The sequence below is a fragment of the Photobacterium rosenbergii genome (genome assembly GCF_003026455.1).
Taxonomy (GTDB): domain Bacteria; phylum Pseudomonadota; class Gammaproteobacteria; order Enterobacterales; family Vibrionaceae; genus Photobacterium; species Photobacterium rosenbergii.
Window position 1 is genome coordinate 209323 of record NZ_PYMB01000001.1, and the last position, 14000, is coordinate 223322.

15 protein-coding genes are annotated in these 14000 nt (G+C 45.5%); 7 read left to right on the forward strand and 8 right to left on the reverse strand.

From position 1 onward, the window contains the following. Positions 1–83: 83 nt before the first annotated feature. Both C9J01_RS00995 and C9J01_RS01000 read left to right on the forward strand, forming a co-directional pair. Positions 84–536, forward strand: coding sequence for a methyltransferase family protein (locus tag C9J01_RS00995; RefSeq protein WP_107296244.1), 453 nt, complete (start codon positions 84–86; stop codon positions 534–536). A 93-nt stretch (positions 537–629) separates the two neighbouring features. After that, positions 630–1037, forward strand: coding sequence for a hypothetical protein (locus tag C9J01_RS01000; protein WP_107296245.1), 408 nt, complete (start codon positions 630–632; stop codon positions 1035–1037). Here the strand turns inward: C9J01_RS01000 and C9J01_RS01005 are convergent. Beyond that, on the reverse strand, positions 1034–1810 hold the full coding sequence (locus C9J01_RS01005; protein ID WP_107296246.1) for an AraC family transcriptional regulator: 777 nt from the start codon (positions 1808–1810) through the stop codon (positions 1034–1036). The genes C9J01_RS01000 and C9J01_RS01005 overlap by 4 nt on opposite strands. A gap of 137 nt (positions 1811–1947) precedes the next feature. Between C9J01_RS01005 and C9J01_RS01010 the strand changes: the two genes are divergently transcribed. The 3 genes from C9J01_RS01010 (at position 1948) to C9J01_RS01020 (ending at position 4134) form a co-directional block, all read left to right on the forward strand. Then, on the forward strand, positions 1948–2328 hold the full coding sequence (locus C9J01_RS01010) for a SpoIIAA family protein (protein WP_107296247.1): 381 nt from the start codon (positions 1948–1950) through the stop codon (positions 2326–2328). Between the two features lie 132 nt (positions 2329–2460). Further along, complete coding sequence (locus C9J01_RS01015; protein ID WP_158264470.1) at positions 2461–3150, forward strand: outer membrane protein; 690 nt, start codon at positions 2461–2463, stop codon at positions 3148–3150. An 87-nt stretch (positions 3151–3237) separates the two neighbouring features. Then, on the forward strand, positions 3238–4134 hold the full coding sequence (locus tag C9J01_RS01020; protein WP_107296249.1) for a 6-pyruvoyl trahydropterin synthase family protein: 897 nt from the start codon (positions 3238–3240) through the stop codon (positions 4132–4134). A 57-nt stretch (positions 4135–4191) separates the two neighbouring features. Here C9J01_RS01020 and C9J01_RS01025 read toward each other — a convergent pair whose 3' ends face one another. Together C9J01_RS01025 and C9J01_RS01030 are read right to left on the reverse strand one after the other, a co-directional pair. Beyond that, entirely contained in the window at positions 4192–5718 is a 1527-nt protein-coding gene (locus C9J01_RS01025) for a phospholipase D family protein (protein ID WP_107296250.1), read from the reverse strand. 553 nt (positions 5719–6271) lie between these two features. Then, entirely contained in the window at positions 6272–6859 is a 588-nt protein-coding gene (locus C9J01_RS01030) for a LysE family translocator (protein WP_107296251.1), read from the reverse strand. A 111-nt stretch (positions 6860–6970) separates the two neighbouring features. On the opposite strand from C9J01_RS01030, the gene C9J01_RS01035 reads away from it, so the two are divergent. Next, positions 6971–7414, forward strand: a complete 444-nt coding sequence (locus C9J01_RS01035) for an Lrp/AsnC family transcriptional regulator (protein ID WP_107296252.1) — start codon at positions 6971–6973, stop codon at positions 7412–7414. A gap of 39 nt (positions 7415–7453) precedes the next feature. Here C9J01_RS01035 and C9J01_RS01040 read toward each other — a convergent pair whose 3' ends face one another. From C9J01_RS01040 to C9J01_RS01060, 5 genes are all read right to left on the reverse strand, one after another. Further along, positions 7454–8236, reverse strand: a complete 783-nt coding sequence (locus C9J01_RS01040) for a DUF2076 domain-containing protein (protein ID WP_107296253.1) — start codon at positions 8234–8236, stop codon at positions 7454–7456. A gap of 176 nt (positions 8237–8412) precedes the next feature. Beyond that, complete coding sequence (locus C9J01_RS01045; protein WP_107296254.1) at positions 8413–8982, reverse strand: YceI family protein; 570 nt, start codon at positions 8980–8982, stop codon at positions 8413–8415. Further along, entirely contained in the window at positions 8983–9519 is a 537-nt protein-coding gene (locus C9J01_RS01050) for a cytochrome b (RefSeq protein WP_107296255.1), read from the reverse strand. 207 nt (positions 9520–9726) lie between these two features. Further along, entirely contained in the window at positions 9727–10461 is a 735-nt protein-coding gene (locus tag C9J01_RS01055) for an HAD family hydrolase (protein WP_237156831.1), read from the reverse strand. 146 nt (positions 10462–10607) lie between these two features. Continuing rightward, complete coding sequence (locus C9J01_RS01060; protein ID WP_107296256.1) at positions 10608–11153, reverse strand: helix-turn-helix domain-containing protein; 546 nt, start codon at positions 11151–11153, stop codon at positions 10608–10610. Between the two features lie 425 nt (positions 11154–11578). Here C9J01_RS01060 and C9J01_RS01065 point away from each other — a divergent pair, with 425 nt between their 5' ends. Continuing rightward, on the forward strand, positions 11579–13990 hold the full coding sequence (locus C9J01_RS01065; RefSeq protein ID WP_107296257.1) for a DMSO/selenate family reductase complex A subunit: 2412 nt from the start codon (positions 11579–11581) through the stop codon (positions 13988–13990). Positions 13991–14000: the final 10 nt, after the last annotated feature.

A 14000-nucleotide genomic window follows, 5' to 3' on the forward strand; every position in this document is an offset into this window, starting at 1 on the left:
TAAACATTTTGCAAGATACGGGCAATCACAGACTAGGATTGCGACAATAAGTGACACTAGAATAGAAGAAAAAGGAGGCAAAAATGGAATTACGTTTACCACCACCTTTGGTACTGCTCATTACTCTTGGTTGTATGTATGCACTTGCTCAATATTGGCCACTGTACACTTTTTCATTTTCTGCTCAGGCATTGATTGTTTTAGGGTTTTGCTTGCTAGGAGCTTTCCTTGGATTGGCGGCGGTGTGGTCATTCTCAAAAGCCCGCACCACGATTGATCCTCGCTTCCCCAACAAAACTTCTAAACTGGTGACTTCAGGTATCTACCGTTATTCACGAAATCCTATGTATCTTGGCTTGTTGTGCTTTATATGTGCAGCGTTTGTCTATCTTTCGGCACTTAGCCCTTTACTTATGGTCATGCTATTCGTTTTCTACATGAACCATTTTCAAATAGCGCCTGAAGAAGCAGTATTGCAAGCAATGTTTCGCGAGCAATATTGTCAATACTGTCAACAAGCTAGGCGTTGGTGTTAACTTTGTTAATTATCATTTTTTTGGACACTATATCACTTTTTTATACTACTCTTTATTTAGTGATGCGTAAGGATGAGTGGTTTGGGAGGCGTTATGGAGATTCTCAAGGTAATCGATAAAAATTTTCTACCTTTCCTTAAGTTACCTTTAGCTTGTTTGTTTGCTAAAAGCGGTGAAGTGAACTTTTTTAGTTCAAGTTTTCAGTCTCATACATCAGATTTCTCTAAAGACTATAAGTGTTTAATAAGACAAGCAAAAAGAGAGATTTCTAGCATCAAGCGAAATCTCACCCAAGCAGGTTACCAAATGACCCAAATTGTTAGGGTTGAAGTGACACTTGCTTTGAGTATGGCTGATCATCCTCTAGATGAACTTTATGATTTACTGAGACCTTTCTCTGGCGAAGTTGAAATCCGTTATGATGAAACAGGGTTGTTTTCATCAGAGCCACAGCTTTCATCATCTCAGTTAATTTCAATTGATGTATTGGCTCTTCATTAAAGGGGACGCTTGATATAAGCACTTGGCGTACTTCCCATTTGCTTGCGGAAAAAGCTAACGAATGCACTGTCGCTAGAAAAGCCTAGCTCGAAAGCGACAGTCGTCACCGACTTGTGTTCAGATAGCAGTTCGATGGCTTTCATCAAACGCCATTGCTGACGCCAGGCTTGGTAAGGCATACCTGTTTCTCGAGAGAAAATGCGTGATATGGTTTTTTCACTGGCTCCTATCGACAGGGCGGTTTCATTCAGTGGTAGCGGAGAATGACCTTCTTTATCTAGCTGGTTTAACCATGGCTCCAGCCTTTTGTCTGAAGGTATTGGCAACAACAAGTTTTCATCAGGGGCTGTCTTGAGTTCTTGCCAGAATAAATCTACCAGTGCTTTTTGCTCTGAATAAGGCATATCCCAGGGCCAAAAAGCCATCCTCTCTATAAGCTCTCGAAGCAATGGGTTCACCCCAATAACCCTAATGTTGTCGTCTTGCCAAGCGGATTGCGACATATCGAAATACACCGAGCGGTAAGCGACGACATTGGTCATGACCGCACAGTGGCAAGTTCCCGCCGGAATCCAAACTGCTCTTGTTGGTGGCAAGATACACTTTTGATTTTCAAGTGTGATATTCATAGAGCCTGAAGGGGCATACAACAGCTGCGCTTTTTGATGTTTGTGCATACCCGAGTCATGACGGCCTACATCTGCAGCGATGCCGACCACGCAATTGTCGATGGTATCTGGGTTGAATCTGTCTTGCTCGGTGATAAGCGCCATTGCTGAAATTGTGCCGGTAGGATTTGGGGTAAATAATAGCGGCTAAGCGTGGTTAAGTATATGTATGGGCATTCATTCTGCTTCTGTGGCGAGTAGGGTATAAACTATGGAGATAGCCGCAAGCAGGAGGAATAAGTATGAGTTATGTTCATGGTATTCACTTTGAGGTTGAACGCTTGGAAGGTTCGATCTTTATGGAGCTTAAGGCTGTCGGTACATTGACTCACGCTGATTATGAGAAGATAACCCCTTTGATTGAAGATGCGCTGGAGGGGATCGAGAATCCAATCGTTAATCTGTATTTTGACGGTACTGATTTTGAAGGGTGGGATCTCCATGCGGCCTGGGATGATCTAAAACTTGGCCTCAGGTTCGGCAAGAAGTTCAACAAGGTGGCTATCTATGGCAATCAGCACTGGCAAGAAGTGATGAGCAAAGTGGGAGGCTGGTTTGTCAGTGGAGAAGTACGCTTTTTCGAAGACTCTTTAGAAGCGATTAGTTGGTTGCGGGAAGAGTAAAGCTGACATGCGATAAAATACACCACCTAGCATTGCATCTACGTTTACATTAAGATGCTGATAGTTTTGGGGAAGCTAAGCAGACCCTGTTTAAAATTAAAAATGATAAATTTCGCTACAGGTATGGTGAAAATGAAAAGGAATGTAATTGCGTCTGGGGTTTTGCTTTCGCTTGTTTCTATGCAGGCGTGGTGTAATGAAAGCGCTACGGCTCAATCGGTCTTTAGCAGTGAGGAAGTTCCTGCGGTTGTTCAGGAGCCCGGTTTCCAATATTTTGTCGGTCTCCGAGGTGGTGGTAACTTGCTTGGAAATGCTGATTCAGCGTCAATCTCATCTGGGTCAATTGATTCTGACGATGGGGATTATGGTGTTTTTGGTGGTTTAGACCTTGGCGTGTATATGCCCAATGACCGTGGGCGGGTTTATTACAGCTTTGAATACCACTCTACGACGACTAAGTTTGATGGTCAGGACGCTTATGATACCAATGTTGGCTTACACCTTTTGAGTGCTGATCATATCTTTCGCCCCAACAGTAGCGTCCGGCCATTTGTTGGCCTGCATATGGGCTACGCATTTGCAGAAACAGACTCAGACTTTTCTGAAAATTATGAAGAAAGTGGTATCGTTTTCGGTTTTCAGGCCGGTTTGGGCTGGGAAGTGACGCAGAACCTGGGGATGGAAGTTGGCATACGACATACCGTGCTGCCTTCAGACCGTAGTTCATGGAAGGCGGAAAATAGTGACGGTGAGTCAGTGACTGTTGAAACACAGCTAAATGGCGTCACATCAGCCTATCTTGGTGCTAGCTATCGTTTTTAATGGTTCCTCGGTTCACTTGAGCGGTTTACTCAGGATTTTAGCTGCGTATAATGCCCTGCCGCAACCAGAATCAGTAAGGACTTCAGTTTGAAGCTATTTGTTAGAGATCTTACCGTCATCGATGCCTCTTACCTTTGCCAGCAGCGAGGTATGGTAGGGGAGAGTTGGATCCTCGATGTGGTGATGTCGGGCGAATTGAATGAAATGAGCATGGTGCTTGATTTCAGCCGGGTAAAAAAACAAATCAAACAGATTGTTGACGAATATGTTGATCATCGATTGATTGTCCCTAGCCAAAGCGATGCAATTCGTACAGCAGCAACCAAGCCGGGTTACGCTACCGTTGATTTGTTGCGTGGAGACAAAAGCCTTCACCTGCACTGTCCAGAGCAAGCGTATTGCTTTATCGATGACAGTGAAGTCACTATCGAGTCTGTCACACGCCATATCCATAAAGTACTCGAAGGTAAGTTGCCAGAGAATGTACAAGGGTTGGAGCTAACGCTTCGCCCCGAGCATATCCCTGGGCCGTTTTATCACTACAGCCACGGTTTGAAAAAGCACGATGGTAACTGCCAGCGAATTGCTCACGGCCACCGTTCTCCGGTTGAGTTAGTGATTAACGGTCAGCGAGATACCGCTTTGGAGCAACAATGGGCTGAGCGCTGGCAGGACATCTACCTTGGTAGTACCGAGGATGAATGCGTGTTGAGCGAGCTTAATTTGAGCTCACTTGCCGCCAATGTGACTGAACAAACTCACCATGCATTTCGCTACACAGCACCGCAAGGAGAGTTTGAGTTAGCGATTGCCCGAAGTGATGTTGAGATGATAAGTACCGATACGACGGTTGAGTTGCTTGCGCAGTATATTGCAGAGCAGGTGAGTACCTCTGTAGCATCAGGCTCAACCATTGAAGTTATTGCCTATGAAGGTGTCGGTAAAGGTGCGATGGCAGCGACGGTAGGCCAACTAAAAGCATAACCGTGAAAACATTTAGTCAAAGCCCCATCAGTAGAGATAGTGATGGGGCTTTTTCGTTTAAAGTTGATTCTCTATTGGCAAAATGCCAGCGAACCAGGCCGAAAATCGTAACCATATGCTGGCATCAGGCTCTGAACGGTTAGTCGTGCCGTTCAGATCATTGTGCCACTCGAGCGCATTTTCTTCGTTAAGTGCCAGGCGATAAGTATTTTTTCGCAGATTACGCTCGATTTCTTGGTAAACAATTTCGCCAAACTCTTCTGATTCAATGAGCACGCCCATTTCTGTGTTGAGGTAGGCAGAGCGCGGGTCAAAATTGAATGAGCCGACAAATAAATCCTTACGGTCGATCAGGAAGGTTTTTGCATGCAGACTGGTACGGGAACTACCCAACCAAGAGCGCTGCTTCTTCAAGCTAGGATCTACTTTTACTTCGTAGAGCTTTACCCCGCCAGCCAATAAAGGTTCTCGGTATTTTGCATACCAGCCATGCACAGCGAATACATCATTAGAAGCGAGTGAGTTGGTAATTATGGTTATATCAATTCCATCTTGGGCCGCATCAACTAATGCATTTGCACCTTGTTTGGTGGGGACAAAGTACGGAGAAATGAGCAGTAATTCCTCATTGGTTTGCGCAAGTATGGCCCCGAGCTGGTGGAGCATAAGATCGGTATCTTCCGGCGAATAGATCTTTGAAGGAAGATCGTAGTGAACTTCTGCTTTGCCCCAGAAAAAATCTAACGATTCATCTTTGATATGCTGGGTTAAAGGAAGTTCAGCGAGAGATTTTACGTACTTTGAGTTTTTGAACTCACGCTTTAGGCTATCTTCCCAGTTTTGTACCTCTACTTTTGTTGGTTTGGCCGCGTCATGGACAAAAGATTCTATAGGCGTAGAGGGTTTGCTATTCCAGTACATATCAAACTGCACGGCAACATCTGTGACGGACTGGCCAAGCATAAGGATATCGAAGTCGCCGAAATCGACAGCAGTATTTGCAGCAAAGTATTCGTCACCAATATTGCGTCCACCCGTTATAACAAAGGCATTATCAGCGATTAACGCTTTATTGTGCATGCGGCGGTTGAGGCGTTCAAAATCGGTGATGAAGCCAAAGACACGGGCGCTGCGGTTTTCAAACGGATTGAACAGGCGGATTTTGATATTGGGGTGGCTGGCGAGCTGCGCCATGGATTTATCGTTCCGAGACTGCATATCATCCAATAACAGCCTTATTCGGACACCTCGTTCGGCAGCTTGGTAGAGTGCATAGGTCATCAAAGAGCTGGTACTGTCATCACGGTAGATGTAGTACTGCAGATCAATACTGTGCTCAGCTCCATAGATAAGTGCTAAACGTGCGAGAAAGGCTTCTTGCCCATCGCCAAGTGGATAAAAGCCAGTCAGTTCAGGATGTTTGTTGATGTAGGGCAGGGCTTGACTGGCAAGTTGGGTTTGCGAATCGAAAGGGATTGTATAGCTCGGTGTTTTTTCGGCAGTTGGGGTAGATGCACAGCCGATAAAAGAAAAAGCACTTACTAATAAAGCAAGGTAACGAAAGAAAATATACAAGTAAGCCATGATGGGTTGGGCTATTCCCTCTTTATGTTTTATATAGGATTTTAAATGGCGTGTTTTGCGTTGACAAATTTAAATTAAAACTTTGTGTTGGATATTGTAAGTAGACATAGCAATCCATAAATGGAGTAAATTTGGCCACAATTATTTGGTAAAGGTCACAAATATGTAACTTACATAAAAGCAGCATTTTTTATCTCTATTGGTGATTTAGAACGTCTAATTTCAAGTCTGTTGGTATTTTTGGCTTATTGTTGTAGGTAGTTTGGTGCTTTATTCTATTGTCGCGTGCTTGTTGAATACTCACATTACAGAAAAAGGTGTTTAAATGTGCACCAACTTGAGTATATTGAAATTAAGTCCATGAATCAGAAACAATAAAGACTGTTTAAGGGCGATAAATTAGACCGTGGTATGTAATTTTCAAAAGGAGTTATTGTTATGGCTAAACGTGTATCAAACAAGCGAATCAAAGAAATTTTAGACAATGCAAAAGCGAAGAAATAAGTCCTGAAAGCCTCCAGTCTGGAGGCTTTTCTATTTCTGGGCACTGTTGTTATAGAGCCTGGCTCAGAGAAGCGATCAGTAATCCCGCCATCGCGTAATTGAAATACTTCATTTTTGTCGGATGTTTCAAAACAGATTGGAGTTGTCGGCCTGCAATGGTCCAGATGCTGACAGAAGGAATATTTACGATAGCGAACACTAATGAGATTAACGCAATGCCACGCCAGTCTGATGTTGCGTTGTATACGCTGACAGTGGTGATTGCCATTGTCCAGCCTTTAGGGTTCACCCATTGAAAACCCGCAGCCGAAAAGAAAGTCATCGGCTGGAACTGGGTTTGACTTGAGATAGCAGGTTGGCTCTTGGCTATCTTAAAGGCAAGATACAGCAGGTATATGACGCTCACTCCCTGCAGGACTTGGTGGAGTATCGGATAATTCTGGAACATACCGACTAAGCCTACCCCTACCAGTATCACCATGAAGCTAAAGCCAAATATTATCCCCATCATATGAGGAATAGTTCGCCAAAACCCGACATTCGCACCGGAGGTCATTAGCATTATATTGTTAGGGCCAGGAGTGACGGTTGAGACAAAAGCAAATGTCACAAGTGCAATAAGGTGATGGTATTCCATAGTGTTGCCTAGTTGGTCTGTTTAACTTTAATCTGTATATTAATTAAATAGGCAGGCAATTTTGTGTCTAACTTTGCTTGATTAACACCTTAAACACAATAAAGTTGCGTGATGGATAGGTTTGACGAAAAAATATTGCAAGAGCTGCAGGCTGATGGCCGATTAACCAATGTTGAGTTATCTCAAAGGGTGGGGTTGTCACCATCAGCGACACTCAGGCGGGTACAGGAACTCGAGAAGCGAAAGGTCATTACTGGCTATAAGGCGATATTAAATCAGGCCAAAATGGGCGTTGGGTTTGTTGCCTATGTGAGTGTTGGGTTGGCTAACCACAGCAAAAAGTCGCAGTTGGACTTCGAATCCCATATTTGTTTGGCTAAGCAAGTCGTGGAGTGCCATAACATCACGGGTGCGAGTGAGTACCTGCTAAGGGTCGAAACTTCAGATCTGAATGCTTACAAGCGCTTTCATGCCGATGTGCTGGGTGAGATCCCTCAGGTAAACTCGATTAGTACCATGGTAGTGATGGACACGCCAAAAGATGATAGAGGCTAAAAAGGGCACGAAGCGCGCCCTTTAGAAATGGTGAGGTGGTTATTCGTCTCCACCGAAGTCAAAGCCGCCGTCATCACCGCCACCACCGAAGAAGTCGTCTTCGCTGCTGAAACCATTGTTGGCTAGTGTGTCGTCAAAGTCGGTATTTTCAAAGCCATTGTTTTCAAGGCCGTCAGTACCAAAGCCAGCATCACCAAAGCCTGCATCGCCAAAGCCTTCACTGCTGCCACCCAGTCCATCGGTACCAAAGCCGCCTGTGTTGTCAGTGTATTCTGAAGCAAAGCTTGAGGAGTCATCCAAGAAACCACCGCTGCTTTCTTCTGCGCCAGAGCTCGCTAATGCATCATCTGCAGGAGCTTCTTCGGCTGGCGTGTCTGCAGCTTGTGCATCCGTTGAGGCCATAGCATCTGCTGCTGGGTCATCATTGTTGAACAGCATATTGCTGATCATGTTACCAGCTACCATACCCACAGCGACACTGGCTGCAGTTTGCATAAAGCTACCAAAGGCACTTGGTTGGTGGGTCGGTTGCGGCGGTTGAGGGGCAGGGCGGTTGCCACCCATCATCTTGCTAAACGCGCCTCGGTTGGCTTCAGATTTGTGGTGCTCAACGCACTTCTCAAGGTATTCATTCTTTTGCTTGAGTTCTTTCAACGCCATTTCTTGCACAAGAACAGCTTGGGTAAGCTTGTAGACTGCATCATCCTGCGCGCCGATTTCATTGTTGATCAAGCTTTCTGCTTCTGCATCCTTGGTTTTATTTGGGCTTTGCTTCAGTTTATTGGCGACATTCTGAATCAGCTCTTTTTCTTGTGGTGTCATGATTTACCTTCTCATTGAGTAGCACGTCATTATGCTTTGTTTTTATGACATTCATCCTAGCGCATGGTTCCTGTTTCGATCTGTAACCATGCGTAAAAAATATTACTGATTGATTGAAATGCATACAAAAAATCCGGCAAATAGCCGGATTTTGCATTTACTTGACATTGAAATGGTTATTGGCGAATGCCTTCAACATGCAGTTCGATATCGGCATAGCTTGACGAGCCCATCACCTGAATACCAAAATCTTTAAATTCGATTCGTGTGGTGCCAGTGAAACCGGCGCGGTAGCCACCCCAAGGGTCTTCACCTTCACCAATGAACTGGGCATCAATGGCAATAGGCTTGGTCTGTCCGTGTAGGCTCAGTTCACCAAAGATGGTCATTTCGCCATTGCCTTTTGGCTCTACTTTGGTTGAGGTAAATGTTGCAGTTGAGAACTTACCCGCATCAATAAAATCGGCACTGCGTAAGTGCTTATCACGCTCAGCATGGTTACTGTCAAGGCTGGTGGTATCAACATTCACTTGTACTTTAGAAGCTGACAAGTTTTGTGGATCATAGCTAAACGTACCGTCAAAAGTATTAAAACGACCTTTGATGAAGCTATAGCCTAGGTGATCGACTTTGAAGTTGATAGAGGCATGAGCACCTTTTGTATCAATGGCGTAATCAGCCGCTTGAGCAATACCTGAAACAGATGCCGCTGCCATTAGTCCCATGGCGATGATGTGCTTTTTCATTTACTTTACTCCCAACATTTTTTTTAGGGTGTTGTCTTTATTTATGAAGTGGTGCTTGAGCGCCGCGAGGGCATGCAAGCTAGCGAGTCCGATAAGGGCGAAGGCGAGGTAATAGTGCACCTCTCCTGCAATATCTGCTTGGTTAGGGAAGAACTCCCCCATAGACGGTACTGCGAACCAGTCGAAGACTTCGATTGCACGACCATCGGCAGTTGAAATGAGATAGCCAGACATGAAGATACCGAGCAGCAAAATGTAGATGAGGCCATGGGCCATTTTTGCTGCAGCGATTTCCCATGCCGCGCCTTCAATTGCTGGTTGTTTTTTGACGTGCTTCCATATCAACCTGAAGATCGTTAGCAGAGCAAGGCAGATGCCGACTGATTTATGCCAGTGGGGAACAGGCTTATACCACTGTGAATAATAATTGAGGTCAACCATCCACAAGCCTACTGCAAATAGCCCTATCACGGTGAGGGCTGTAAGCCAGTGAATGAAGATGGATAATCCATCGTATGTCTTTCTGTCCTTGTTCATCTTGTTCTACCGTATGTCACTTATACGGTTATTGTAGACATCACTGTCAAGAACATAAGTACTAACAATTGAACAACAACATCAAATTATCTGAATAACATTGGCTGCTAGAGATAAATATGAATTAACGGATGAGGATGAATCAAAGATTTAATGGCTGTTAAACCGTCACCTTGAATGACGACGGTTTATGCAAAGAGGGGAGTTCTAGCGCAGGATATTGTTATCGTGGCGCCAATCCATGATAGTCCACTCATTCATCTGGGCATGAAGTGCCAGTGCAGGGTCCGGGTTGACGGCAAATGGGCGATCGACTGCGTCCAATAGTGGAAGGTCGTTAATAGAGTCGCTGTATCCGTAACTGCCTTTGAACGCGGTATCTTGTTGGTCAAGCCAAGCTTTCATCCTGATCACCTTTCCATATTGGTAACTGAGTATACCTGTTGTCTTGCCGGTGAATTTACCATCGACCTGTTCCAGATTTATGGCAATGGCGTCGTCAGCACCGAGTAGTTGAGCAATAGGTTTAACTAGGTGCTCACCGGTAGCCGATATCACCAAAATGGTATCGCCACGTCGCTTGTGCCACTCAATTCGCTCAATCGCATCTTGGTATAGCGCAGGTTTGATGCGCTGATCAATGAACTCATCCACTAAACCTGTGATGGCATTTTCATCCATACCAATCATCGGCCTGAGTGTTGCCTGCATATAGTCGTCCATATTCATCTGGCCTTTGGCGTAGGCTTCCATCATCTCTTTTTCTTGTTGCAGAAGTGATGATGGCGCCACACCCTTCTCGACTAAGTAGGCACTCCATAGGCTAGCAGAGTCAGCAGCAATCAATGTTTCATCTAAATCGAAAATCGCGAGGTAAGGTGTCACTTTTTTTGCCGGCTGCTTGTTTGTAGAGTGAATGTGTGCAGAGTTATTGGTTGTCAAACTGTGTTCCTATCATCTTTATTGTATAAGTTGCTTTTGCTAAGTCGTTTTCTACTAGCATTTGCTCAGTTTCGATAGAGACTATGCAAGGGGGATGACAGTTAGTTTGCAAGACTATGACCTTTTTGCGTCACAAATCCATTTTGTTAATAGTTTACGATGATTACCACTTTGGCATCTTCATTACCAGGGTTGATATATCTGTGCTCTTGCATTGAATCGAAAGTAATGGAGCTACCCGCTTTGAGCACATAAGACTGGCCGCTAACCACTAATTCAAGCACACCTTGATTGACGAAAATTTGCTCTGTGGTGCTGTTTGTATGATTCGATTTTGAATAATTACAGCCAGGCTTGAAGGTGCCGTGGAATACTTCATAACCGCTAGTCGGCGAGAAAGGAAAAATACTATGGATGATCATTTTACCGTCATCATCCATCACTGGAATCATATCTTCGATATTCTGTACATCAACTTCTGAGGTTGAGTTTTCCAGCAAAGTTTCCAGTTTAATTTTGAGCCCGTTAGCGATTTTCCAAACGGTGGCAATGGTCGGCATCGACTCCGATCTTTCTATCTGACTCAGCATGGTTTTGCTGACACCCGTCATAGCAGACACTTTGTCGAGACTTAGGCCCATTTTCTTACGGGTGCTTTTTAAGTTGTCCCCCAACACGGAAAAGTCGTCCATTTTTACCTCTTTTGAAACTTGTTGCTTAGATGACCAACATCACCACTGGCTTTAACGCTGACAGAGAGCGCCTAAAGAGGGTGAATCATAGTAGCTGTATACGAGCTTCGCAACTCGAATATAAAGGGTTTAATTACAGAGTGTTAGGTCTGAGGAATGTAGAAAGCAACCTATTGATGCGTTGAATGGTAACAAGCGCTACCTCTATTAACAACAATCTCAAATTGACAATGCAAAAAATCCGTTGGACACTATAACGGATTTTTGTTCGCTATAAAGAATTTTTAGCGATGGGTGAGTTGATAGCAATACCTTTACGACATCTCGGTACCCGTACATCAACTCATCTTTTTTGTTTTTCCCATGATAAGCGTAATGGGACATGGGCAACTTAATTTATATCAATACTGATTACGGAGTAGAGGATGAGCGATACGGATTTCTCTAAAATGAGACGCCGGACATTCATGAAGTGGGGGGCGGCTGTTGGTGGCGCGGCGATGGCACCTTTGCCTTTCAAATCTGTGGCAGCCGAAGAGCCTAAACCACTTGCCGGTGATACAAATACAGCTTGGTCAGCTTGTATGGTGAACTGCGGAAGTCGATGTGCCCTTCGGGTGCATACCAAAGATGGGGTGATCACCCAAATTGAAACGGATAACCGGGGTGATGACAGCGAATTCGGCCAGCACCAGATACGAGCTTGCCTGCGAGGCCGCTCGATCAAGCACCGGGTTTACAGCCCAGATCGCCTTAAGTATCCGATGAAGCGAATTGGTAAGCGTGGCGAAGGCCGTTTCCAACGTATTAGCTGGGATGAAGCCTTTGATTTAATGGCGGACAAGCTGAAGTATACCCTCAAAGAGTATGGCAACGACGCAGTGCATATTACCTATGGCTCAGGTACCCAAGGGCTACGTACAGACGGCAAAGATTGCTTTAAGCGTCTAATGAATCTGATGGGTGGTTTCCTCGACTACTACGGTAACTACAGCTGGGGCCAAATCCAGTTTGCACTCCCATTTACCTATGGCAATACCAAGCCATCGGCTTACGGCTCTTATACCACTGAAATTGAAAATGCTGAGCTGTTGGTGATGTTCGGTTACAACCCGGCGGAAACACGAATGAGTGGCGGCGGTGAGATCCACGAACATATTAATGCCCAGCGCAAGCGCAACGTGCGTACCATCATTATCGACCCACGCTATACTGATACCATGCTGGGCAAAGAAGATGAGTGGATCCCAATCCGTCCGGGTACTGATGCCGCTTTGGTTGAAGGTATCGCCCACGTGTTGATCACCGAGAACCTAGTTGATCAGGATTTCCTCGATAAGTACTGCCAAGGCTTTGATGAGAAAACCCTGCCAGACAGTGCACCTGAAAATGGTCATTATAAAGCGCATATTCTTGGGCAAGGGCCTGATGGCATTGAGAAAACGCCTCAATGGGCATCAAAAATTACCGGTGTTTCAGCCAAGAAAATAATTCAATTAGCCCGTGAAATTGGTACCGCTAAACCTTGCTTTATTACTCAGGGGACGGGTATCCAGCGCCAGTCCAATGGTGAGCAAACATCCCGTGCAATCGTAATGCTGCCAATTCTTACTGGTAACATTGGCCTTGCGGGCACGAATACCGGCGATATGCCAGCCAACTATGGCTATCCTGCGCCTCGCTTACCTGTCGGTTCAAATCCCATTTCAACCCGAGTTACCTTCTTTAAGTGGGTGGATGCTATCTGGCGTCACCATGAAATGACGGATAAATCTGATGGCCTACAAGGCGGCGATAAGCTTGAAAATCCAATCAAGTTTATTATTTCCTGTGCCAGTAACGTGTTGATGAACCAGCATGCGGGCTTGAATCGTCAGGCAGAGATCTTGGGAGATGAGTCACTTTGTGAGTTTATCGTGGTATGTGATAACCACATGACGGCTTCTGCTCGCTGGGCTGACTTGCTGCTGCCAGATGTAACCACGCTTGAAAATACCGAAGTTAGCTCAGACGGTTACTCTTCGGGTTCGATGGCAGCTCTGTTCCCGCTTGAAAGGGTTATTGAGCCACTGTTTGAAACCAAGAGTGTATATGAGATGTGCGCCGAGCTTTCAAAGCGTTTTGGTTTACACGAACAGTTTACGGAAGGTCGCACTCATGATGAGTGGTTGGAATTCCTTTATAGCGAACGAATGAAGCAAGACCCGGCGATCCCGAGCTTGGCCGACTTGCGTAAGCAGGGCCCGTACCGGGTTGTCGCCCCGAAAGAAGGGCGTATCGCATTGGAAGAGTTCCGCAAAGACCCCGTTGCCAATCCGGTAGGAACCCCATCAGGCCGGATTGAAATCTATTCCACGAAGCTTGAAACCATTGCCAAAGAATGGGATTTGGTCGAAGGCGACATCGTAACACCACTGCCTCAGTATGTGGTTAGTTGGGATAGTCATTTAGACCCAAGGGCTAAGGATTTCCCGCTACAAATTGCAGGCTATCACACCAAGGGGCGTACTCACTCTACGTACCATAATATCCCGTGGCTGCGCGAAGCCGTCTTCGATGGATTGTGGATCAACCCAATTGATGCCAACAAGCGTGGCTTGCAAAGTGGAGACCACGTCAAAATCTGGAATGATCGCGGTGAGATCCGTATGGCTGTAAAGGTCACGCCACGAATCATGCCCGGTGTTGTTGGCTTAGGTCAGGGCGCTTGGTACTCGCCGGATAAAAACGGCGTCGATTTAGGGGGATGTGTCAATACACTTACCAATCAGCGTGCAACACCATTGTCCAAGGGCAACGGCCAGCACTCCATCCTCGTTGAAGTCGCAAAAGTCTAAGGAGCGGGTA

Coding starts and splice junctions, on each gene's coding strand:
- C9J01_RS01010 (WP_107296247.1), top strand. CDS start 1,948: ATGAGTTATGTTCATGGTATTCACTTTGAGGTTGAACGCTTGGAAGGT.
- C9J01_RS01045 (WP_107296254.1), bottom strand. CDS start 8,982: ATGAAAAAGCACATCATCGCCATGGGACTAATGGCAGCGGCATCTGTT.
- C9J01_RS00995 (WP_107296244.1), top strand. CDS start 84: ATGGAATTACGTTTACCACCACCTTTGGTACTGCTCATTACTCTTGGT.
- C9J01_RS01035 (WP_107296252.1), top strand. CDS start 6,971: ATGGATAGGTTTGACGAAAAAATATTGCAAGAGCTGCAGGCTGATGGC.
- C9J01_RS01040 (WP_107296253.1), bottom strand. CDS start 8,236: ATGACACCACAAGAAAAAGAGCTGATTCAGAATGTCGCCAATAAACTG.
- C9J01_RS01015 (WP_158264470.1), top strand. CDS start 2,461: ATGAAAAGGAATGTAATTGCGTCTGGGGTTTTGCTTTCGCTTGTTTCT.
- C9J01_RS01065 (WP_107296257.1), top strand. CDS start 11,579: ATGAGCGATACGGATTTCTCTAAAATGAGACGCCGGACATTCATGAAG.
- C9J01_RS01005 (WP_107296246.1), bottom strand. CDS start 1,810: ATGGCGCTTATCACCGAGCAAGACAGATTCAACCCAGATACCATCGAC.
- C9J01_RS01030 (WP_107296251.1), bottom strand. CDS start 6,859: ATGGAATACCATCACCTTATTGCACTTGTGACATTTGCTTTTGTCTCA.
- C9J01_RS01025 (WP_107296250.1), bottom strand. CDS start 5,718: ATGGCTTACTTGTATATTTTCTTTCGTTACCTTGCTTTATTAGTAAGT.
- C9J01_RS01060 (WP_107296256.1), bottom strand. CDS start 11,153: ATGGACGACTTTTCCGTGTTGGGGGACAACTTAAAAAGCACCCGTAAG.
- C9J01_RS01000 (WP_107296245.1), top strand. CDS start 630: ATGGAGATTCTCAAGGTAATCGATAAAAATTTTCTACCTTTCCTTAAG.
- C9J01_RS01050 (WP_107296255.1), bottom strand. CDS start 9,519: ATGAACAAGGACAGAAAGACATACGATGGATTATCCATCTTCATTCAC.